The sequence below is a fragment of the Nonomuraea sp. NPDC000554 genome (genome assembly GCF_040300065.1).
In the GTDB taxonomy this organism is placed as follows: domain Bacteria; phylum Actinomycetota; class Actinomycetes; order Streptosporangiales; family Streptosporangiaceae; genus Nonomuraea.
Genome location: NZ_JBEPDC010000004.1, coordinates 378,245 through 398,575, shown reverse-complemented (window position 1 = coordinate 398,575; position 20,331 = coordinate 378,245). Strand labels below are relative to the sequence as shown.

Sequence of the window (20,331 nt, the reverse complement as noted above, 5' to 3'; positions counted from 1 at the left end):
TACATGTACATCTGTACTACAGGAGGGCCCGACTCATGCCGTACGTGTTTCTCGGCCTCGCCATCGTGGCCGAGGTGCTGGGCACCAGCCTGCTCAAGACCACCGACGGGTTCACCCGGCTGTGGCCGACGATGGCCTGCCTGGTGGCCTACGCCGGGGCCTTCTTCGCGTTGGCGCTGGCGATCCAGCAGGGGCTGAAGGTCGGCGTCGGGTACGCCGTGTGGTCCGGCCTGGGCACCACCCTGATCGTCGTGATCGGAGCGCTGTTCCTCGGCGAGTCGATCACCGTGCCGAAGGCCGTCGGCGTGGCCCTGGTCATCGCGGGTGTGGTGGTGCTCAACCTCGGCGGTGCCCATTGAGCGGCCGGCGCGACCCCGAAGGACGCCGCCGCAGCATCGTCGACGCCGCCTGCCGCCTGATCGCCGAGGTGGGCGTCGGCGGCCTGACCCATCGCCTGGTCGCCGCCCGCGCCGGGGTCCCCCTGGGGGCGACCACCTACTACTTCAAGACCCTCGACGACCTGGGCGAGGCGGCTCTCGAGTACGCCGCCCAGGCGTCGGTCGAGAGCCTGGACGCCTGGGCACAGGCCCTGCGCGCCAGCACGGACGTCCCGAAGACCCTGGCCGTGCTGACCGTCGACTACCTCGCGGACCGCCCCCGGGCCCTGGTCGAGACGGAGCTGTACCTCGCCGCCGCCCATCGGCCGGAACTGCGCCCCCTGGCGCACATCTGGTTCGACGGACTGGTCGAGATCCTCGGCGTCCACGCCACCCCGGAAGCCGCCCGGGCCGCCACGATCTTCATCGACGGCGCGCTGCTGTACGCCCTCACTCACGACCAGCCTCTCGACGCGGTCGCGCTCGCCACCTCGCTGGACGCCCTCCTCAACCCGCCCGGCTGAAGACCCAGAAGGGTTTATTCAGCTCCGCTGCGAGTATGGGGTCGACAGGGGGTGATGGCGAGATGCACTTCGACGTCGTCGTGGAGACACCGCGGGGGTCGCGGAACAAGTACGAGATGGACGTCGCCCGGCAGCGGATCCATCTGGACCGGCTGCTGTTCACCGCCACCGCCTACCCCTACGACTACGGCTTCGTGCCCGACACCCTGGCCGAGGACGGCGACCCGCTGGACGCGCTGGTGATGGGCGAGGTGCCGACGTTCCCCGGCTGCCTGATCAGGTCCCGCCCGGTCGCGGTGTTCTGGATGCGCGACGAGCGGGGCCCGGACGCCAAAGTCCTCTGCGTGCCTGCGGACGATCCCCGCTTCGACGATTATCAGGACATCGAAGACGTGCCATTCTACATCCTGGGCGAGATCGGGCACTTCTTCGACGTCTACAAGGACCTGGAGCCGGGGAAGACCGCCGACGCACGCGAGTGGGAGACCCGCGAGTGCGCCGAGCGCCTGGTCGAAGAGGCCGTCCTGCGCTATCGATCGGCAGGCTGACAGCGTCGCCCACTGCCGACATACCCGGATCATCGGGGCATGTCGGCAGCCTCGTGGGTCAGTCGGTGCCGGACTCCATCGCGGCGTGATCGAGCAGCTCGTCGTCCTCGGGGACCTCGCCGCGGGAGGCGATCACCTCGGCTCCACCCTCGGGCATCGCGCCGATCAGCCCGGTCGAGGCCGCCTGCGCGGCACCGATCAACGCCGGGTGCGAGCTGCCGACCATGCCGAGCCGGGCGTACTGCTCGAGCTTGGCGCGAGAGTCGGCGATGTCGAGGTTGCGCATGGTCAGCTGGCCGATGCGGTCGACCGGCCCGAAGGCGGAGTCCTCGGTCCGTTCCATGGAGAGCTTGTCAGGGTGGTAGCTGAACGCCGGCCCGGACGTGTCCAGGATGGAGTAGTCGTCGCCGCGACGCAGCCGCAGGGTCACCTGGCCGGTGACCGCGGTCCCGACCCAGCGCTGCAGCGACTCGCGCAGCATCAGCGCCTGCGGGTCCAGCCAGCGGCCCTCGTACATGAGCCGTCCCAGTCGCCGTCCCTCGTTGTGGTAGCTGGCGAGGGTGTCCTCGTTGTGGATCGCGTTGACCAGCCGCTCGTACGCCGCGTGCAGCAACGCCATTCCCGGGGCCTCGTAGATGCCGCGGCTCTTGGCCTCGATGACCCGGTTCTCGATCTGGTCGGACATGCCCATGCCGTGCCGTCCGCCGATGGCGTTGGCCTCCAGCACCAGGTCGACGGCGGTGGCGAACTCCTTGCCGTTGATCGTCACCGGACGTCCCTGCTCGAAGCCGATCGTGACGTCCTCGGTGGCGATCTCGACGGCAGGGTCCCAGAACCGTACGCCCATGATCGGATCGACGATCTCGATGCCCGCGTCGAGGTGCTCGAGCGCCTTGGCCTCGTGGGTCGCGCCCCAGATGTTGGCGTCGGTGGAGTAAGCCTTCTCCGTGCTGTCGCGGTAGGGCAGGTCGTGGGTGACCAGCCACTCGGACATCTCCTTGCGGCCGCCGAGCTCGCTGACGAAGTCGGCGTCGAGCCACGGCTTGTAGATCCGCAGGGAGGGGTTGGCCAGCAGGCCGTAACGGTAGAACCGCTCGATGTCGTTGCCCTTGAAGGTGGAGCCGTCGCCCCAGATCTGGACGTCGTCCTCGAGCATCGCGCGCACCAGCAGGGTGCCCGTGACGGCCCGCCCGAGCGGGGTGGTGTTGAAGTAGACGCGGCCACCGGACCGGATGTGGAACGCCCCGCAGGCCAGGGCGGCGAGCCCCTCCTCCACGAGGGCCGCCCGACAGTCGACCAGGCGGGCGACTTCCGCGCCGTAGAGCGTGGCGCGCCCGGGCACCGAGGCGATGTCGGGCTCGTCGTACTGACCGATGTCGGCGGTGTAGGTGCACGGCACTGCACCCTTGTCGCGCATCCACGCGACCGCTACCGAGGTGTCGAGGCCGCCGGAGAAGGCGATCCCGACACGTTCGCTGACAGGCAGGGAGGTGAGTACCTTGGACACGAGTAGAAGTATATACATACCAATGCATGGCCATGCAAGACGTCGAGCCCGCAAGGTTCCGTGTCCCGCATGGTCGTCTCCGGACGACCAGGAGACGGCGGATCGCCGACCGTGATCGCGAACTCGCCCGGCGCTGCTCTGCCACTCCGGAAGTCCCGGCCGGCGCGAGGGGGACCGATGGTGTCCGACCTCGGCGGTGGATCTGGGCGGCACTCCGGCGATTGAGTCACCCGTATCGATCTGCTTCACGATATGAGAAGCGGCGGTTCCGGATTTGCGCCACGCGGTATTCCGGTTGACCGATGGGGTGGTTTTGCGCACGTCCCGCTCATGGGGAGGGGTGACAATTCGCGGTGGTGGTGTTTACGTTTACTCAGCTCAACGTACGGCGGGTGACCGCCTGGTCGGCCTGCCGATATGGGCCGATGCCGGCGGTCGCGAGTTCCTACGGATTGTGCGCGACGTGTCCTTTCACTGTGAGGAGAACATCATGACCGACCCGCGCGTGGTGTCCCGTGACGAATGGCTGGCGGCACGGCTGAAGCTGCTCGCACAGGAGAAAGAAGTCACGCGAATGCAGGACGCGGTCACCGCAAGCCGCCGCGAACTGCCGATGGTCCGGATCGACAAGGAGTACACGTTCGAAGGCCCGACGGGCAGCGCGCGTATGGTCGATCTGTTCGAGGGGCGTCGCCAGCTCATCGTCTACCACTTCATGTTCGACCCGAGCTGGGAGGAGGGCTGCCCGAGCTGTTCGTTCGCGGTCGACAACATCGGTCGTCTGGGTCACCTGCACGCCAGTGACACCGCGTTCGCGATCGTCTCCCGCGCGCCGTCTCCGAAAATCGAGAAGTTCCGGGCGCGGATGGGGTGGACGATCCCGTGGTACTCCTCGGCCGGAACCGACTTCAACTACGACTTCCACGTCACCAATGACGAGTCCGTCGCGCCGGTCGAGTACAACTACAAGGACAAGGCGACGCTGGAACGCGAGGGAATCGCGTACCTGGGGGCGGGCGAGGCGCACGGCCTGAGCGTCTTCTTCCGGGAAGATGACACCGTCTTTCACACCTATTCGACGTACGGCCGCGGCCCCGAATTCTTGTTGAGCACGTACCACTATCTGGACCTGACACCGCTCGGCCGGCAGCGCTATGTCAACGAGTTCCCTTACTACGACACGTACAGCGACGAAGCGGGCCATTCGCACCACGAGCCCGGCTGTCACTGAGCGATCGAGCCGATCCCGCCACGGCGCACCGACCCGGCCCCGTAACCGGATCCCATCGACCAGCCGCCGGTACGCCCACACCAGCGGGCGACCGGCCACGGCAAGCACCACCCCTCACCGTCAGGACGGCGGCGAGGTCCCGGAGAATCGGCCCTTCCAGACCGGAAGCACCTACCGGAGCCCTCGCCGCCCATCACCAGCGCCGTGTCCTGACGCGATGAGGCGCTGGTGACCGCATGCGTCCGCTCACCACGATGATCTACCAGGACCCGGTACGGGCTGCCGGTCTTGCCTATCCGCTGCCGTAGTCGATGATCCGCCACCGCTCCGAGGGAGCGTTTCCTCCGACCAGGAAGTCGTAACGACGTTCCCCGTCCGCTTCGGGTGCGGTGGCGTCCTTGGTCAGTAGCGCGCCGATGAGCATCAGGGGCGGACGCCGTTGATGAGCAGGTCCACCAGTCGTAGTGCGAGGTCGCGTCGGCCGGGGTCCTCGGCGATGAGGGTGATCCCGCCGAGACCCATGAGCACGTCGTAGGGATCGAGGCCCGGCCGGATCGCGCCGTGGGTGACGCCGGCGTCGAGGAGCGTCGCGAGCGCATCCCGGAGCAGGCCTCGGGTGTGCATGCGCTCGTCCTCGGAGGCGAGGACGGCCCGCAGGGCGTCGGCCATGCCGTGTTTCGCGGCCATGAAGTCGACGAAGAGCTCCATCCAGGTGCGCAGCGCGTCCACGGGGGGCAGCTGTGCCAGCAGGGTCGGCGCGGCGGCGCACAACCGGGCGACCTCGTTGCGGTACACCGCCTCCACGAGGGTCTCGCGGGTCGGAAAGCGGCGGTAGAGCGTGCCGATGCCGACTCCCGCTTCCTGGGCGATGGCCTTGAGCGAGGCTCCCGCCCCTTCGCGGGCGAACGCTTGCGCGGCCACCGTCAGGAGTCGCTCGTAGTTCTGCTGGGCGTCCGCCCGCAACGGCCTGGCCTGCTGGGATGACACCGTCTTCTCCTCGGGTCCGCACGCGGCTTGCCAACCGGAGCTGGGTCCGCTTACTGTTGCGGAGCCGACTCCGCTTAACAGGATAGTTGCGGCGACCAGCGCCGCGTGCGGCGTTCGACGCTCAGCCGGGGAGGATGATCATGAACGACCTTGTGACCACACCGTTCGGGGCGCAGTCGACCGCTGCCGAGGTGATCGGCGGAGCGGACCTCAACGGCAGGAGAGCCGTCGTCACGGGCGGGGCGTCCGGGATCGGCGTCGAGACCGCCCGTGCCCTTGCCGGTGCGGGGGCCGAGGTGACCCTGGCCGTCCGCGACGCCGAGGTCGGCGGCCGGACCGCGAAGGACATCATCGCCACCACCGGCAACGACCGGGTGCTGGCAGTCCGGCTAGACCTCGCCGACCAGTCGTCGGTCGCCGAGTTCGTCGCCGCCTGGACCGGACCGCTGCACATCCTGGTGAACAACGCCGGGATCATGGCCCCGCCCGAGACCCGTACCCCGGAGGGCTGGGAGCTGCAGTTCGCGACCAACCACCTCGGCCACTTCGCCCTCGCCACCGGCCTACGCGACGCGCTCGCCGCGGCCGGGAACGCCCGCGTCGTGTCGGTCAGCTCGGTCGGGCACGTGAACGGCGACGTCGACTTCGACGACATCCACTTCGACCACCGCCCCTACGACCCGTGGCTCGCCTACGGCCAGTCCAAGACCGCGAACGTCCTGTTCGCCGTCGAGGCCGCCAAGCGCTGGGCCCCCGACCGGATCGCGGTGAACGCGCTCAACCCCGGCCGTATCACCACCACCAACCTGTCCCGCTACATCGGAGGCATCTCCGCCGCGCCGACGTCGTTCGACCCGACGAGCACGGACGTGTCCTGGAAGACCGTCGAGCAGGGCGCGGCCACCTCGGTGCTGCTTGCCGCCTCTCCCCTGGTCGAGGGCGTGTCCGGCCGCTACTTCGAAGACTGCAACGAGGCGGAGCCGCACCGGCCCGGCGTCCGCCGGGGCGTCGCTGCCTACGCGCTCGACCCCGACCACGCCGCCCGGCTGTGGCAGCGCTCACTCGACATGATCGCGCAGGCGGGGAGAGCCCGGTGAGCCCGGAGTCCGATGGCCGCACCGCGCTGATCACGGGCGGCGGCACCGGGATCGGCCGGGCGACCGCGCTGGCGTTGGCAGCGCGGGGCTGTCTTGTCACGGTCACCGGCCGCCCCGAGGCCACGCTCCACGAGACCGTGGAGGAGATCGAGGCGGTCGGCGGCAGGGCCCGGCTGTTGGTGGCCGACGCGACCGACGAGGAGTCGGTCCGGGCAGCGGTCGAGGCGGCGGTCGGTGACACCGGCCGGCTGGACTTCAGGGTGAACAGCGCGGGCGACAGCGGTGGTGACGACCTCAAGCCGCTCGCGGACTACCCGACCGAGAAGTTCGACCGGCTCGTCGACATCGACCTGCGCGGCCTGTTCCTGTCGATGAAGTACGAGCTGCGGCAGATGCGCGAGCAGGGATGCGGCTCGATCGTGAACGTGGGGTCCGGCGCCGGCCTTGTCGGCGTGCCCGGTGCGGCCGGGTACATCGCGGCCAAGCACGGCGCGGTCGGGCTGACCAAGGCCGCCGCACTCGACCATGCCGCCGACGGCGTCCGCGTCAACGCGGTCGCCCCAGGGCTCGTCGGCGGCACCCGGATCGAACTCACCTAACGCGTCGGCTCCGTGCTCCGAAGCTTCGCCGACGCCCACGACGCCGCCGGTGTCCAGAGCTACAGCTACTGGGCGCTGGCCACCGCCGATCTCGACGACGCCCTTGCCGCGATCACCTCGGCGGGGGCGGAACCGGGGTCCCCTCCGGCGAACGCCAGCCGGCCGGGAACCCGGTACGCCTTCGTGAAGGATCCCGAGAGGTACCTCATCGAGGTCATCGGGCCCCGAGCCGGCCCGGTCGTGCCGAGCCACTTGAGGCGTCGTTCCCGGCTACGGGCCGCTCCCCTCCTGGACCGTCGCCACAGTCTGGAGGCGTGCTGCGTCCTGCCCGGGCGGGGCGCCGAACATGCGTTTGTACTCGCGGCTGAACTGCGACGGGCTGTCGTAACCGACGGCGTGGCCGATCGCGGCGACGTCGTGCGGTGCCGTGATGAGCCGGAGGCGGGCCTTCTGGAGCCGGAGTTGTTTCTGGTACTGCAGCGGGCTCATAGCGGTCACCGCGCGGAAATGGCGGTTGAGCGAGGAGACGCTCATGCCGACGTCGTCGGCGAGGTCGTCGATGCGAATCACCTGGTCGTAGTGGGTTTTGATCCATTCGATCGCGCGGGCGACAAGGGTCAACCGGCTGTCGGCCAGACCGATCTGTCTGACCAGGGCCGCCTGCGGTCCGTTCAGCAGCCGCCAGTGGATCTCGCGCCGCACTCCAGGCGCCAGCACCGGAACGTCGCGCGGCTCGTCGAGCAGGCACAGCAGCCGGACGACGGCATCGAGCAGCCTGTCATCGGCGTCGCTGGTCGCGATGCCCGGTCCGTTGTGCGGGCGGGCGACGAACCGGCCGGCTTCGACCAGTAGTTGCGCGATGAGCGCGGGTTGAAGCGGAAGCCCGAACGCCAGGAACGGCTCGGTGGGTGTGGCGTGGGTGATCTGCGAGGTCAGGGGAAGGTCGACGGTGACGACGAGGTACTGGCCCGCGTTGTAGTCGAAGATGCGGTCACCGAGTACTGAGCGCTTCGCTCCCTGGGCGACCAGGGAGAGCATGGGTTCGGCGACCGTGCCCAGCGGTTCGGTCACCCGCTCGGTGGAGAACACCGTCATTCCCTCGATCCACAACGGGTGCGGACTGCCCGCGGCGAGTCGGGCGATCCGGCCGCGGAGTTCGCTCAGGTGACGCATCACGTCAGTGAACCACTGGCGAATGGTGGAGGCCAACATGATCCGAGCAAATGTGCCCGGATCGTGCACTGATCCGCGCGTATCGGTCTAGGAGATCATCGGGCATCGCGGTTGGCTGGAGGAGCACAGAGGGACGCCTTCCGCGGCGTCCCGAAGATCCATCAAGGGGAGCTCCACGATGTCACTCGATTCCTACGTGACGCTCGGCCGCTCGGGACTGCGCGTCAGCCCATTCACGCTGGGCACGATGACCTTCGGCGAGGATCATGGGTGGGGGAGCAGCCCAGACGAGTCGAAGAGCATCCTCGCGGCCTATCTGGATCGGGGCGGCAACTCGATCGACACGGCTAACATCTACACCAACGGCCACTCCGAGAAGATCATCGGCGACTACTTCGCCGGGCAGCGTGAACTGCGTGATCGGGTCGTCATCGGCACGAAGTTCTTCGGCAATCTCTATGTCAAAGACCCCAACGGCGGCGGACCCGGCCGTAAGGCGATCGTGCAACAGCTGGAGAACTCGCTGCGGCGCCTGCGGACCGACTACGTCGACATCTACTGGCTGCACAACTTCGACCCGACCACGCCGGTCGAGGAGCCGCTCCGCGCACTGGATGACCTGGTCAGCGCGGGCAAGGTCCGCTACGTCGGGTTCTCCGACGTGCCCGCGTGGGCGACCGCCGAGGCTGCCACCATCGCGCGCCTGCGCGGGTGGGCTCCGATCATCGCACTGCAGTTGGAGTACTCCCTGCTTGAGCGGACCTCGGAAGGGGAGTTGATCCCGATGGCCCAGGCTCTGGGGATGGGAGTGATGGCGTGGGGGCCGCTGAAGAGCGGGTTCCTGTCGGGCAAGTACTCCAGCACCACCACCGGCCCGGTCGACACCACCCGCACGCAGCTCGCCGGCGTCCCCAGCGAGGCCGACTACGTGGTGATCGACGCCCTCAACGCTGTCGCTCGCGAGGTGGGTGCCAGTCCCGCCGCGGTGGCCCTGGCCTGGGTGCAGGGCCGTCCCGGGATCGCCTCCACCCTGGTCGGCGCCCGCCGCATGGACCAGTTCAAGGCCAACCTGGACGCCCTGGACGTGACCCTCACCGACGCCCAACGCGGCGCGCTGGATGAGGTGTCGGCGCCCACACTGAACTTCCCAGCCGACAACAACAGGACGTTGGCGGCGATGCTCCAGTTCGCCGGAGCCACCGTCGACGGGCGCCCGTCGATCGTGTCCCCGCTGCTGCGGTCCAGCGACGCCCGCTACTGAGCACCCAGAGATCGAGATGTCCCCCGCCGGAGGCTTGCTCTTCTGGCTTTGCTCGCTCTCCACTGGCTTCGGACAACCATGAGGATGGTGAGTACGGCGGTGCCGATAAACGCCTCAGGGAAGACCTCTGCGGACGCGATGAGCGCGGCTGTTACCGGCATGCCCTTGGCAAGGATCTGAAACAGGATGGCACCCAGGTAGGCGCCGACTGTCCACGCCGCGAACGTGCCGACTACCTTGAGGACCTGAGGGATGGCCACGGGTGTGATGCTAGTTCACGCCTAGCTGGCTCAGTTGTTCGTCCCACACCGGATCGAGGCAACTCTCGACGCGCTTGTGGCCGCCCATCACATCGGCCTGCCGAACGATGGTGGTTCGCTGCCGCGAAACGGTTGATCGCCGAGTGCGATCGCAAGCTCGCCCAGCATCGGGCCGCCCTTGAGGTCGGCGCCCATCCTGTCGTGGTGGTGGGCTGGATCCGGGAGGAACAGGCCAAGAAGGTTCAGGCTGAGGCGCGGCTCCACCGAACGCCCTCTCAACGAGCGCGATTCACTCATGAGGACCTGACCGACAGGCTGAACGCGGCCAGTGAGATGGTGCGGTTGCTGGATCAGGCGGAGCCAGCGCGCAAAACGCAGTTGTACAGCAGCCTGGGGCTGCGACTCGCATACCACCCCAGCAAACGGAAAGCCCTGGTCAACTCGGCGTCTGACCAGGACTCCATGGGCGAAGCGAATGTGTCCGAGGGGAGACTTGTGGCAGGCGCCCAGCATGCTGAGGGGGAAGGGCGCCAACATGTCATGTCAGTGCGATCCGCATCCTCTGGGGCGCGCCTGAGAAGGACTCTGGATGGAGACGCACCTTTCCGGGATCATAGCGCTATGCGTCTAGAGGAGTTCGGGCTCGCAGAGGCGGCTATCTGGGAGGCGTTTCCCAAAGGTGAATCGGTTGATCTCTCTGGCTGGAAGGACGCGAGCGTCCGTGCATCCGTACTGCGTGCGCTGCTGCTGGACGCGCAGAGTGTGCAGGCAGGCGAAATGCCATCGTTGTGCGTCTTTGGTGCCCGGATTACAGGAAGCCTTGAACTCTCCGGAACGGATATTCGATATCTCATCAGGCTGGAAAAGTGTCACTTCGAGGAACGCATAGTCATTCGTGGATCTCGACTGCGCCAAGTTGACCTGGCCACATCTTCCTTTCCTGGACTGGTGGCATCCTCCGCACTCATTGACGGCGATCTTCGCTTGACGGGCTGCCGTTCAAGTGGAGAAATCGACCTTGCCGGAGCTCGAATCACAGGCACTCTGACGCTGAATGACGCACTGCTCGAATCCGATGAGGTGGCTCTGCGCGGGAGTCGACTGACGGTTGAGAGCGACATCCTCGGTCGTGAGGGGCTTGTCTGTAACGGACAGATCAATCTCAGGTCGGCTGAAATCCTTGGCTCTATTCAGCTCGAAGGTGCATCGATCAAAGCTGCTCCCGGGCTCGATGCCTTCAGTGCCGAGGGCATATCCGTTGGTGCAATGGTGAACTGTTGTGACGGATTCACTGCGCAGGGCGGGATCAATCTGGCCTTCGCCAAGGTGCATAGTCGTATCTGTTTCGATGACGCCGAATTGGCTAGCCCTGATGGAACAATTCTGACAGCTCTTCACCTGCACGCAAACGAGCTTGTGCTCCGCACGGCAACTCCGATCGAAGGTTTTGTGGAGCTCCGTCACGCGCGTATCGGAGTTATCCGAGACGATCCTCGGACATGGCCGACTCTAATTGCTCAGGACGGGCTTGTTTACGACGTGCTGGACCCGGAGTTGCCTGCGGCCGCACGACTCGGTTGGCTTGAACGGGATGTGGCGGGTTTGTTGCCCCACGCTTATGAGCAGCTGGCGGTGACATATCGGAGACTCGGGCTAGACGTGGACGCGCGCACGGTACTGCTTGCCAAGCAAAGGTCTCGGCGCAAGTCGTTGCCCCTATACGGACGGGTGTGGGGATATCTTCAGGATTGGATCGTCGGGTATGGATATCGCCCAGTGCGTGCAGCGGGTTGGTTATCATTGGCGTTTGTTCTCGGTGCGACATTCTTTGTTCTCAACAACCCCCCCGCGCGCCGAGGCCGGAAAGGGGCCTGAATTCAACCCGTTCCTACATGCCCTCGACCTTCTCTTGCCAGTGGTCGACCTTGGACAGGAAAAGTCATTCAATCCCGGCGGTGCCGGTCAATGGGTTGCGTTCGCCCTCGTCGTAGTCGGCTGGGTGTTGGCCACCACGATCGCTGCTGGTATCTCCCGCAACCTTTCGCGTCAGTGATCGCGAGAGCGGTGCCCCTCACGCGAAGATCTTCGTAGCCGTGTTGTGTCCCCATACTGGTGCCCCACGGACGCTTCTCCTCGTGGATATGCGTATCGCACACACCTCGTCCTGCCTGATCGTCCCGTCGCCGTCGTCCCACCCGTCAGGGAAGCGGGAGAAGGGCCTGGGTGAAGGCGGAGCCCCCAACCGGAGGAACCAGGCCCATGGTCTGCTTGGCTTGTCCTGGGGCGATGGCGACGGGACTTCCGCCTCAGCCATCTAGGGCCATCGTCGATGAGCATGGCCTTAGTGATCAACCCGGAGCCTGAGTGCCCCCGCCGGAGGCGGTCTTCCGACCAGCTCTTTGGCGAATCTGCTTCGCCAGTTGAGGGATGTCCACGGGTCGGGTCGTGTCCACGTAGTGAGTGTGGCCAAGATCGAGCGGTTGGGCTTGGTGTTCGAGTTCTTTCCATTGAAGATCGTCCACGAGGGCGCCGTGGTGGATCGCGTGTCTGCTTGCTTCTCGTTCCTCGTAGCGTTGCCGCGCGACATGGAGTGGGAGCACGCACCTGACTTCGTGTGCCGTCTCGGCTCCCGCGCGACGGAGTCCTGCGATGACGACGGGGCGCAGATTCTGGAGCCAGAAGCTTTCGAGTACGGCGCCTTGGCCGGCGTCGGAGAGTAGCGCCCATAGGGTCTCGCCTGCTGCGACACCGAGTTTCTGGCTCCATGCGCGGGCGGTGAGGCCTTCCGGTGGTGTCACGCCAAGCGCGTCGGCGAGGGTCTCCTTGATCCGGTCCTTGCTGAACAGGGGGAGGCCGAATTCGTTGGCGAGCGGCTTGGCGAGAGTGGTCTTGCCTGCCCCAGGCAGGCCGTTCACGAGCACCACGAGCATCGGCCAATGCTAGATCTGATCATGGGCTCTCGTGTCTCGTGGCCCGAGCGGGGACGCGCGCGAGAACGGCCCCCAGGCCGCAAGCTCGGGCCGCGTGGCGCCGCTTGGCCTCACGATCAAGCTGGGGGTTGGGCTGAGACATGTGGATCTCCGTAGTGTGCTGGAGACCCAGGTGTCAACGATGATCGTCAGTTTTAGATCTGGGCTCTTCACTTGGACGTGCGTGTACGTCGGGGTTGTGGGCCGGTAGCTTCGCGGTGTGGTCACGCTGAGCTGACGCGCGAGCCGGGGACGGGCTGTTGTACACGGAAAATATGTCAGTGCGTGGCGCGGAGAAAATGTCAGTGGCACCCGCAGAGAGCCTCGCCTTCGATGAGTGCCGGCTCATCGGCGACATCGCCCGCGCGGCCTCGTCCTCACCCACTTCGAGCAAGCACGCCCTCTTGGGCGCCGGGGAAATGCGGAAGGCATCGGAACCGCGCAACCGGCTTCCCGAACCAGCGCTCGGCCTGCTGCGTCCTGACGCCGAGAACTGTTACTGCTCCACATCACCGTGATGACAGGCATGTACCGGCCTACGGTGGCACCGGATGCCGACGCATGCTTGCCTGGAAGACGAGCATGCGCTGGCCAAGGGGGTTACGTGCGAAAAATCATCTGGTCAACGACACTCGCGGTGTTGATCGTCGCCCTCTCCGCCTGTCAGCCACGCACCAGCCGATGGGTGGAGCTCGAGAACCGCACGAGTGAGACCGTGTCGGTGAAATGGCTCGGCGACGCGAACTACGGCCGACAGATTCCCCCCGGAGAATCGGCGCGGATTGCGGTCGTGTCCGGAGCCTGCCTCCATATGGGAGCCGAAGACGTGATCGTGGCCGACACGGCCAGTGGACGGCGTTTCACCTTCGGCCCGCCCGCCTGCAAAGGTGGAAAGTGGACTCTGCCGGCCAGTTGACCCATGAGGCTGGACGCAGAGCGCACGTTGGAGACCATGGCCCTGGTGAACGCTCCGGTCATCTCTTACCGCGCGGGCGAGGGCCGTAGCCGTAGCGGCTCCCGCCGGTGGTGATGACGTCCACGGTGGTTGCGGCGAAGGCAGTGCCCATGAGGTTCCAGGAGCACAGCGGGTGCTGCGGATGTGCCTGCCGTGCAGGATCGGTGCGAGGACGCGGCCAGGCGGTGGCGCATTCTGCACGCAGACTCCCCGAGGATCCGACGGCTGACCGGAAACTGACCGCCTCAGCTGGACACGCGGCAGCGGACCCGACCCGAGGAGTGGGTGAGGGTCTGCGGCTTGGATGTGCTCAGGCTGCGGCGGTGGGTGTGACGGTGAAGCCGAGGGCGGCCCCGCGCACCCGGCGCTTCTTGACCACCCTGTTCCAAGCCGATCGCGACCACACCGCGCCGATCGCCGCAATTTCCTCCAACGCTGGCACAGGTCGGCTCGGAGATCGGGTCATCCTCGGCTTCGCGGTGGGCGTCCTTTTGGCGGTCGCCGGCGCGGCGGCCTACGTCTCGTACCACCACTTCTACGCGCTGGCCATCGCTCTGGGGGAGCCGCACGATAGGGCGATCCTCTACCCGGCGATGTCCGATGGCGTGATCGTCATGGCCTCACTCGTGATGGTCTACTCCTCGCGCCGCCGAATGCGCGTGCCAGTCCTGGCCTGGGTCGCGCTCGCCCTGGGAGGCGCGGTGACGCTGGCGGCGAATGTGGCGCACGGCTGGTCCGGAGGGCTCGGATCTCGCCTGGTCAGCGCCCTGGCACCGCTGGCGTTCGGACTGCTGATGTGGATTGTCCGCAACAACCGCCGACCGACTGAGGAGACCCGGCGGACAGGCATGTGTGCCAGCCCGTCGAGACCCTTGTCGAGGTGGCACGCGAGGTGCCGGTACTGCCTGCTGACCGGTACGAGGCAGCACGGCTCAGCTATATCGACAGCCTCAGCGAGGGCAAGCAGCGCCTCGGCCGCCGCCCACTGATGAGCCGGTGGGGAATTGAGCAGCGAGAGGCGGATCACCCGCACACCATCTCCCTGGACGTGAACGCGGCCGTCCGCCGGGTGTTCGCAGGTCCAGCCTGGCCATGGGGGATCTTCTGCTCGTAACCTTCTTGATCCGTCGCATTCCGGCGCCTCCGTTCACGCGTCCAGCTCGAACCAGACGACCTTGCCTCTGCCCGTACGGCCGGTGCCCCAGGAGCTGGACAGGGCGTCGATGAGGAGCAGGCCACGGCCACCCTCGTCGTCCCCGAGCGCAGGGCATGTGCGGACAGGAGCCGGGCTTTCGTCCTCGACCTCGCAGCGCAGCGTGCCATCCGCGGAGGTCAGCGTGAGGACCGGCCCCCCGCTCCCATGGCGCAGGGCGTTGGTGACCAGCTCGCTGACGAGCAGTTCCGCCACCTCGCAGTGCTCGCCGCATCCCCACCCGCCGAGCTGGGAGCGGACGAGACGCCGCGCCGTGGGAGTCGAGGACACCTCGGGCTGGAGGGCCCAGGAGGCCCGCCGGGTGCGTGTGGCCGCCTGCTCCGTGCCAATGGTCTGCCTGAGGTCGATGCTGCTGACCACGCGAGGGTCGAGCCCCCGGATGGTGGTGGGGGCGTACGCGTCAGACGACGGTCCGTTGGAGCGACTGCTGAGCATCTCCACGTCCCTCCACTCGTCGATCAGGCTCCTGGGCTTCGTCACCGTTCCGTGTTCTCAGGTTCAAGATCCGCAAGTTCCTCGAGACCGGTCCGGTGACCTGCTTTCGCTATCTACGATCGCGCCGCGAACGCCCGCCGTCTGCGCTGGCAGCCTCCATCTTGCGGGCATGCCTGCGGGAGTCCCGGCATTCCTGCTAGCTGCAATGACGTGTCGGCGATCGGCTGGGATCCTGAATGCATGCCCCTCAGTTGCCTGATCGTGGATGACAACGATCACTTCAAGGAGGCCGCTCGTCAACTGCTCGAAGCGGACAGCATCGCCGTACTCGGCGCCGTGTCCACGACCGCCGAGGCGCTTCGCCGGTTCGCCGAGCTCCGGCCGGACTTCGTGCTGGTCGACATCGATCTCGGCGAGGAGAGCGGTTTCGACCTGACCCTGCGGCTCTCGGACGAGGCAGGCGGGGATCCCCCGAACATCATCCTGCTCTCGACCTACGACGAGACGGACTTCGCGGAGATGATCGCGGCCAGCCCCGCCGTCGCGTTCCTGCCGAAGTCGAGCCTTTCGGGGAGAGCGATCAACGAGATCCTGCGAGGAGCGGCCGGCACGGGCCGTTGAGGCGGTTCACGCCTCGATGCTCCGGTCAGCGGGCTTCCAGGAACGTGATCACCGCGAGCACGCGGCGATGATCGTCTTCGGTCTCCGACAACTGCATCCGCGCCATGATGCTGCGCACGTGCTTCTCGACCGTACCCTCGGTGATCCAGAGCTTGTGGGCGATCCCGGCGTTGGAGCGTCCCTCCGCCATCAGGGCGAGCACCTCCCGCTCGCGCTGCGTCAGGAGTTCGAGGGGGTCGTGCCTGCGGCGGGCGGTGATGAGCTCGGTCACCAGGCTGGGATCGACGACCGAGCCGCCGTGAGCGATCCGTTCGAGTGTCTCGACGAAGTCGGCCACACCGGTGACCCGGCTCTTGAGCAGGTAACCGACCCGGTGTCCGGTGGCCAGCAGCTCCATCGCCTGGTCGACCTCCACGTGCGCCGACAGCAGGAGGATGCCTAGCTGGGGGAACTCCTCGCGGATCACCCGTGCCGCGTCGAGTCCTTCCGTCGTGTGCGTCGGAGGCATCCGGATGTCGACGATGGCGAGATCCGGACGGTCCTCGCGCACGTGAACGAGGAGCTCCTCCGCGTCCCCTGCCTGGCCGACGACGTCGAACCCCGACCGTTCCAGGAGACTCGCCAGCCCCTCGCGCAACAGGACGTCATCGTCCGCCAGCACTACCCGCATCCGGCCTTCATCCACCGATCTACCGCCGTTTCGCGTGTGTCGGTCACGCTTAAACGGGAGCAAACGCGGTTCGCGTCAACGCCCCGGGCCGGCCATCCTTACGACGGCCTGAGCAGCGCGAACGTGGAGCGCGTTCCCTCGTCACATCGGAGTAGCGTGTAGGCACGCGCGCGCGGCTGCTGTCGTTGCTGCTGCGCCCGACGCGCCTGCCCATCCTGTTGGGCATCTTCGTCAGCGCCTCGATCGTAGCGGCGGAGACCGTCCTGACATACCCGTTGCAGCGGTACGCACCCGGAAGCTCTCTGGGTGTAGTTTACCTGCTCGGCGTTCTCGTGGTCTCTTACGTGTGGGGTCTGCCGCTGGGATGGCGACCCGCGACCGCGATCTCCACCGCCTAGGCCCGCGCCCGCGTCGTCGCGGCCTCCGACGAGACCCGGCATCGCATCGAGCGCGACCTGTACGACGGACGACCTGCGCGAGCTCTCCCGCGGCATCCATCCGAGATCCTCTTCAAGGGAGGCCTCGGGCCCGCGCTGAAGATGCTCGCCCGCCGCTCGCATGTCCCCGTCGAGCCCGTAGGGGCCGTCAGTCCCGTGGGCCGCGGCGCCACGCTGGCGGCGGTCATCCCGGTCGAGGCCGGATGACGGCCGGATGACGGTACGCATGGACCCCACCGGCTATATCTGGCCCGATCCGGTGCATCCGGCGCGTACGGGTCACATCGGGCGCGTGGGCATCAGGTGAGCAGCGCAGGGCACACGGGCCGGACGGCCGCTACGGGCTCGGCGGCGAATCGGCGAGCGGCAGGCGGACGACGAAACGCGCCCCACCGCATGCCGACTCCCCCACTTCGACGGTCCCGCCGTGTGCCTCGGCGGTGTCACGCACGATCGCGAGGCCGAGGCCGGTTCCTCCGCGGCACCGGCTGCGGGCGGTGTCAAGTCGGCTGAACCGCTGGAAGACCCATTCCCGGTCGGCGACGGCGATGCCGTTTCCGTCGTCGGCGACGACCAGTTCGGCGTAGTCGCCGTTCCGGTGCACTTCGACGTGCAGCACGTGCTTGCCGTGGCGCTGCGCGTTGTCCAGAAGGTTGGCGACGAGGCGTTGGATCTCGTGGTCGACGACGTCGACCGTCGCCCCCGGGGCGAGCCGCACCAGCACCGGCAGCTCGTCCGCGCGCCGGGAGATCTCCGCATCGACCAGCTCCGACAGGTCCACCCGCACCCGCTCGTCGGGCATGTGCATCCCCACCCTCGCCAGCGCGAAGAGGTCGGAGACGATCGCCTGGAGGCGGTCGACGTCGCGCAGCGCGCACGAGAGAAGCTCGTCCAGATCCGTCGTGTCGGGGTGCAACTGGGCTTCCTCCAGCTGCGTTCGAAGACCGGCGATCGGGGTGCGCAGTTCGTGCGAGGCGTCGGACACGAACTGCCGCTGCTGGGCGAGCATTCGGTCCATCCGTCTCCTGGCGTTCTCCGCCTGCTCCGGCGTGCGGTTCACGGCCTGGGCCGAGCAGGCGCTCTCCTCCTCGCCCGAGGGGGCGAAGGACGTGCTCTTCGTGCCGTCAACGTGGACGGGCATGGCGTCGCGCAGACACATAACGCTCATCTAGATTCTCGTTCGTTCAAGAGAGTCCTCGGCACCTCGTCACGTCGTCCATGCCCGTCGGGCTGGTCGTGCGATTCCAAAGAGGTGAGAGCTGCCTTCCCCCTACGATGACGTCCCGCCGCCGCATCGTCTGCGCGGGCAGCCCCCATTTCTGCCCCCATGCCAGCCGTACTTCCGGCATTACCGCTGGCCGGTATGCCGCCCTGCGCCGCGGGCCGCGGCGGCCCCGCTCACCCCCTCGTACTGGAATCGGAGCCGGGCGGGAACGGCGTCGCAGGTCAAGGACCTTCTGCCCGATCGGCGAACGGTTCCCGCGACCGACCCTGGCAGCAGACCTTGCCCGATCGGTCGGCGGCTACACGCGCGACATCTCGGGCATGGGCCTCGGTGAGCTGCGCGGGATCCCCAACGTGGGAGCGTCGATTGCGGCGTTCTGCACACCGGGGCGATCCACCAATTCGAGGAACTGCGTACGAAGATCCCGGCGGGTGTCCGCATACTCACCGTGATCCCCTCGCTCGGCCCGAAGAAGGCCGTGACGTTGCATGGGGAGCTGGGGATCGATTCGAGCGACTCGCTGGAGGCGGCGATCGGGGCGGGTCTGCTGCACGGACCGCACGGATTCGGCCCCAAGACGGAGGAGAACCTCGTGCACGGCATCGAACTGATGCGCAACAAGGCGAGCGAGCGGGTGGATCTCGGCGTCGGCATGGGCATCGCGGAGGAGATCGTCACCGCGCTGCGGCAGGCGCCGGGGTACGAACGGTGCGTCTACGCTGGGCGTCGGCTTTCTCGTCCGTCTCCCGGTCCCGCGAATGGCAGCGAGAACGGCGAGGGACTGGAGTCTCCGTTGAGCGGGATCTCGACCGACAGCGAGGTGCCCTGCCCCGCCGGGCTCGCGATGTCCAGCCTGCCGCCGAGCGCCTCCACGCGGTCGCGCAGCCCAATCAGTCCCGAGCCCAGTTCCGGGTCGGCCCCGCCGCGCCCGTTGTCGCGGACCAGAAGGTGGACGGCCCTGGCATCGGCCCGCAGCGAGACGCGCGCTTCGGAGGCGGACGCGTGCTTGGCCACGTTGCTCAACGCCTCCGAGACCACGAAGTAGACGGCCACGTCCACGACTTCCGGCAGCAGCCGCTCAAGCTCCACGTCGAGTTCCACGGGGACGGCCGAGCGCCGGGCGAGCATCTTCAGCGCGGGCCCGAGACCGCCCTTCGACAGGATCGCCGGGTGGAGGCCGCGGGACAGCTCCCGCAGGTCTTCCAGCACTTCCGTCAGCCCCTGGGCGGTTTGCGACAGCCGCCCTCTGACGTCCGGAAGCTCCGCCGGTACGACGGCCTCCGCGGCGCGCAGTGCCAGACCGAGGGAGACCAGCCGCTGCTGGGCTCCGTCGTGAAGATTGCGCTCGATGCGACGCCTGGACTCGTCGGCCGCGGCGACCACCCTAGCGCGGGAGGCGGCGAGGGCGGCCCGTGCCTCGGCGTTCAATATCGCCGTGGCGACGAGCTCGGTGAAGGCGAGCATGCGCTCTTCGGCGCCGTCGAACTCCTTCTTCGGATCCGTGGCGAAGGCGATCACCACGCCCCAAAGGCGCGCCTCCACGAGGATGGGGCAGCCGACAGACAGGACGATCCCTTCACCACGCGCCCATTCGGCGACAGGTCCGGTGGCCCGGTCGTAGCCCGTCATGCGCGCCGGCCGCCCAGTGCGCCACACCCGGCCGCAGACGCCGGGCTGGTCAAGGGGCCAGCGCGAGCCGGTGATCTTCTTCGCCTCGGGGTCGTCCAGGAGGCTCCAGGCGCCCACCACCGTCGCGTGGCTGGGCTCGAACCGGCCCACCACGACGCGGCCGGCCTTCAGGATGAGCCCCATCTCGCAGGCGACAGCGTTGAACAGCTCCGTCGGCGAGGTGCCGCGCGCGACCAGCGTCGCCACCCGGCGCAGCGCCGCCTGCTCCTCGGCGACCCTGCGGTTCTCGTCCCGGCTCGCCTCCAGGGCGATCTCGACGGCTTCCCGATCATGCGCCGCCTGGAGCAGCGCCTCGATCGAGGCGACCATCCGGTCGGAGAGGCGGCGTCGTACGTCCTCTGTGAGGTCGGTGGGATAGGTGAGCGTGGCGACCCGCTCACCGTTCGCGCCCAGCGGCAGGGCCGTCCAGCCCTGTCTGGGGCGGCTGTGCCGCGTTCGAGCACCAGCCCCGGCAACCGGAGGCCGCGTGCCAGGCGGCGCGAGACGACGGGCAACGCCGCGTCCGGGTCCTCGCTGGCCAGCAACAGGTGGGCCAGATCGGCCGCGAGGGTCG

The 20,331-nt window shown here is 67.6% G+C and carries 21 protein-coding genes; 11 read left to right on the top strand and 10 right to left on the bottom strand.

Annotated features, from left to right (window positions below; all coding sequences use genetic code 11):
* Positions 1–35 precede the first annotated feature (35 nt).
* The 3 genes from ABT294_RS10775 to ABT294_RS10765 all read left to right on the top strand — a co-directional run bounded on the left by ABT294_RS10775 (position 36) and on the right by ABT294_RS10765 (position 1,449).
* Complete coding sequence (locus tag ABT294_RS10775; protein WP_350805029.1) at positions 36–359, top strand: DMT family transporter; 324 nt, start codon at positions 36–38, stop codon at positions 357–359.
* The gene (locus ABT294_RS10770; protein ID WP_350805028.1) at positions 356–901 is read left to right on the top strand and encodes a TetR/AcrR family transcriptional regulator; all 546 of its coding nucleotides are present in this window, start codon (positions 356–358) and stop codon (positions 899–901) included. The genes ABT294_RS10775 and ABT294_RS10770 overlap by 4 nt, the downstream gene beginning before the upstream one ends.
* A gap of 62 nt (positions 902–963) precedes the next feature.
* Positions 964–1,449, top strand: coding sequence for an inorganic diphosphatase (locus tag ABT294_RS10765; RefSeq protein WP_350805027.1), 486 nt, complete (start codon positions 964–966; stop codon positions 1,447–1,449).
* 58 nt (positions 1,450–1,507) lie between these two features.
* Here the strand turns inward: ABT294_RS10765 and argG are convergent, their stop codons facing one another.
* Positions 1,508–2,956 carry an argininosuccinate synthase gene (gene argG / locus ABT294_RS10760; protein WP_350805026.1) on the bottom strand — a complete coding sequence of 483 codons (1,449 nt, stop codon included), beginning with the start codon at positions 2,954–2,956 and terminating at the stop codon, positions 1,508–1,510.
* 490 nt (positions 2,957–3,446) lie between these two features.
* Between argG and ABT294_RS10755 the strand changes: the two genes are divergently transcribed.
* Positions 3,447–4,187: a DUF899 domain-containing protein gene (locus tag ABT294_RS10755; protein ID WP_350805025.1), complete on the top strand. Its 741-nt coding sequence runs from the start codon at positions 3,447–3,449 to the stop codon at positions 4,185–4,187.
* Positions 4,188–4,610: 423 nt separating this feature from the next.
* Here the strand turns inward: ABT294_RS10755 and ABT294_RS10750 are convergent, their stop codons facing one another.
* Complete coding sequence (locus ABT294_RS10750) at positions 4,611–5,174, bottom strand: TetR/AcrR family transcriptional regulator (protein WP_350805023.1); 564 nt, start codon at positions 5,172–5,174, stop codon at positions 4,611–4,613.
* A gap of 140 nt (positions 5,175–5,314) precedes the next feature.
* On the opposite strand from ABT294_RS10750, the gene ABT294_RS10745 reads away from it, so the two are divergent.
* Both ABT294_RS10745 and ABT294_RS10740 read left to right on the top strand, forming a co-directional pair.
* On the top strand, positions 5,315–6,271 hold the full coding sequence (locus ABT294_RS10745; protein ID WP_350805022.1) for an SDR family NAD(P)-dependent oxidoreductase: 957 nt from the start codon (positions 5,315–5,317) through the stop codon (positions 6,269–6,271).
* The gene (locus ABT294_RS10740; protein WP_350805021.1) at positions 6,268–6,870 is read left to right on the top strand and encodes an SDR family NAD(P)-dependent oxidoreductase; all 603 of its coding nucleotides are present in this window, start codon (positions 6,268–6,270) and stop codon (positions 6,868–6,870) included. Before ABT294_RS10745 ends, ABT294_RS10740 begins: the two co-directional genes overlap by 4 nt.
* 270 nt (positions 6,871–7,140) lie before the next feature.
* Here the strand turns inward: ABT294_RS10740 and ABT294_RS10735 are convergent, their stop codons facing one another.
* On the bottom strand, positions 7,141–8,043 hold the full coding sequence (locus ABT294_RS10735; RefSeq protein WP_350805020.1) for an AraC family transcriptional regulator: 903 nt from the start codon (positions 8,041–8,043) through the stop codon (positions 7,141–7,143).
* Positions 8,044–8,221: 178 nt separating this feature from the next.
* Between ABT294_RS10735 and ABT294_RS10730 the strand changes: the two genes are divergently transcribed.
* Entirely contained in the window at positions 8,222–9,304 is a 1,083-nt protein-coding gene (locus ABT294_RS10730) for an aldo/keto reductase (protein WP_350805019.1), read from the top strand.
* Here ABT294_RS10730 and ABT294_RS10725 read toward each other — a convergent pair.
* Positions 9,298–9,564, bottom strand: a complete 267-nt coding sequence (locus ABT294_RS10725) for a hypothetical protein (RefSeq protein ID WP_350805018.1) — start codon at positions 9,562–9,564, stop codon at positions 9,298–9,300. The two genes, ABT294_RS10730 and ABT294_RS10725, sit on opposite strands and share 7 nt — an antisense overlap.
* An 87-nt stretch (positions 9,565–9,651) precedes the next feature.
* Entirely contained in the window at positions 9,652–9,861 is a 210-nt protein-coding gene (locus ABT294_RS10720; RefSeq protein ID WP_350805016.1) for a hypothetical protein, read from the bottom strand.
* A 324-nt stretch (positions 9,862–10,185) separates the two neighbouring features.
* Between ABT294_RS10720 and ABT294_RS10715 the strand changes: the two genes are divergently transcribed.
* Entirely contained in the window at positions 10,186–11,439 is a 1,254-nt protein-coding gene (locus tag ABT294_RS10715) for a hypothetical protein (protein WP_350805015.1), read from the top strand.
* A gap of 473 nt (positions 11,440–11,912) precedes the next feature.
* Here ABT294_RS10715 and ABT294_RS10710 read toward each other — a convergent pair whose 3' ends face one another.
* Positions 11,913–12,494, bottom strand: a complete 582-nt coding sequence (locus ABT294_RS10710; protein WP_350805014.1) for a P-loop nucleotide/nucleoside kinase family protein — start codon at positions 12,492–12,494, stop codon at positions 11,913–11,915.
* A 643-nt stretch (positions 12,495–13,137) separates the two neighbouring features.
* On the opposite strand from ABT294_RS10710, the gene ABT294_RS10705 reads away from it, so the two are divergent.
* Positions 13,138–13,449 (top strand): hypothetical protein, encoded by a 312-nt coding sequence (locus tag ABT294_RS10705; RefSeq protein ID WP_350805013.1) that lies wholly within the window; start codon positions 13,138–13,140, stop codon positions 13,447–13,449.
* Positions 13,450–13,811: 362 nt separating this feature from the next.
* Positions 13,812–14,477, top strand: coding sequence for a DUF2637 domain-containing protein (locus tag ABT294_RS10700; RefSeq protein ID WP_350805012.1), 666 nt, complete (start codon positions 13,812–13,814; stop codon positions 14,475–14,477).
* 158 nt (positions 14,478–14,635) lie between these two features.
* Here the strand turns inward: ABT294_RS10700 and ABT294_RS10695 are convergent, their stop codons facing one another.
* Positions 14,636–15,181, bottom strand: coding sequence for an ATP-binding protein (locus ABT294_RS10695; RefSeq protein ID WP_350805010.1), 546 nt, complete (start codon positions 15,179–15,181; stop codon positions 14,636–14,638).
* Between the two features lie 165 nt (positions 15,182–15,346).
* Between ABT294_RS10695 and ABT294_RS10690 the strand changes: the two genes are divergently transcribed.
* The gene (locus ABT294_RS10690; RefSeq protein ID WP_350805009.1) at positions 15,347–15,757 is read left to right on the top strand and encodes a response regulator; all 411 of its coding nucleotides are present in this window, start codon (positions 15,347–15,349) and stop codon (positions 15,755–15,757) included.
* Between the two features lie 25 nt (positions 15,758–15,782).
* Here the strand turns inward: ABT294_RS10690 and ABT294_RS10685 are convergent, their stop codons facing one another.
* The 3 genes from ABT294_RS10685 to ABT294_RS10675 all read right to left on the bottom strand — a co-directional run bounded on the left by ABT294_RS10685 (position 15,783) and on the right by ABT294_RS10675 (position 20,087).
* Positions 15,783–16,427: a response regulator gene (locus ABT294_RS10685; protein WP_350805008.1), complete on the bottom strand. Its 645-nt coding sequence runs from the start codon at positions 16,425–16,427 to the stop codon at positions 15,783–15,785.
* Between the two features lie 774 nt (positions 16,428–17,201).
* Positions 17,202–18,032 (bottom strand): sensor histidine kinase, encoded by an 831-nt coding sequence (locus ABT294_RS10680; RefSeq protein ID WP_350805007.1) that lies wholly within the window; start codon positions 18,030–18,032, stop codon positions 17,202–17,204.
* Positions 18,033–18,803: 771 nt separating this feature from the next.
* Positions 18,804–20,087, bottom strand: coding sequence for a GAF domain-containing sensor histidine kinase (locus tag ABT294_RS10675; protein WP_350805006.1), 1,284 nt, complete (start codon positions 20,085–20,087; stop codon positions 18,804–18,806).
* Positions 20,088–20,331 lie beyond the last annotated feature (244 nt).

Coding starts and splice junctions, on each gene's coding strand:
- ABT294_RS10720 (WP_350805016.1), bottom strand. CDS start 9,861: ATGAGTGAATCGCGCTCGTTGAGAGGGCGTTCGGTGGAGCCGCGCCTC.
- ABT294_RS10730 (WP_350805019.1), top strand. CDS start 8,222: ATGTCACTCGATTCCTACGTGACGCTCGGCCGCTCGGGACTGCGCGTC.
- ABT294_RS10745 (WP_350805022.1), top strand. CDS start 5,315: ATGAACGACCTTGTGACCACACCGTTCGGGGCGCAGTCGACCGCTGCC.
- ABT294_RS10685 (WP_350805008.1), bottom strand. CDS start 16,427: ATGCGGGTAGTGCTGGCGGACGATGACGTCCTGTTGCGCGAGGGGCTG.
- ABT294_RS10735 (WP_350805020.1), bottom strand. CDS start 8,043: ATGCGTCACCTGAGCGAACTCCGCGGCCGGATCGCCCGACTCGCCGCG.
- ABT294_RS10715 (WP_350805015.1), top strand. CDS start 10,186: ATGCGTCTAGAGGAGTTCGGGCTCGCAGAGGCGGCTATCTGGGAGGCG.
- ABT294_RS10710 (WP_350805014.1), bottom strand. CDS start 12,494: ATGCTCGTGGTGCTCGTGAACGGCCTGCCTGGGGCAGGCAAGACCACT.
- ABT294_RS10680 (WP_350805007.1), bottom strand. CDS start 18,032: ATGAGCGTTATGTGTCTGCGCGACGCCATGCCCGTCCACGTTGACGGC.
- ABT294_RS10765 (WP_350805027.1), top strand. CDS start 964: ATGCACTTCGACGTCGTCGTGGAGACACCGCGGGGGTCGCGGAACAAG.
- ABT294_RS10755 (WP_350805025.1), top strand. CDS start 3,447: ATGACCGACCCGCGCGTGGTGTCCCGTGACGAATGGCTGGCGGCACGG.
- ABT294_RS10775 (WP_350805029.1), top strand. CDS start 36: ATGCCGTACGTGTTTCTCGGCCTCGCCATCGTGGCCGAGGTGCTGGGC.
- ABT294_RS10675 (WP_350805006.1), bottom strand. CDS start 20,087: ATGGTCGCCTCGATCGAGGCGCTGCTCCAGGCGGCGCATGATCGGGAA.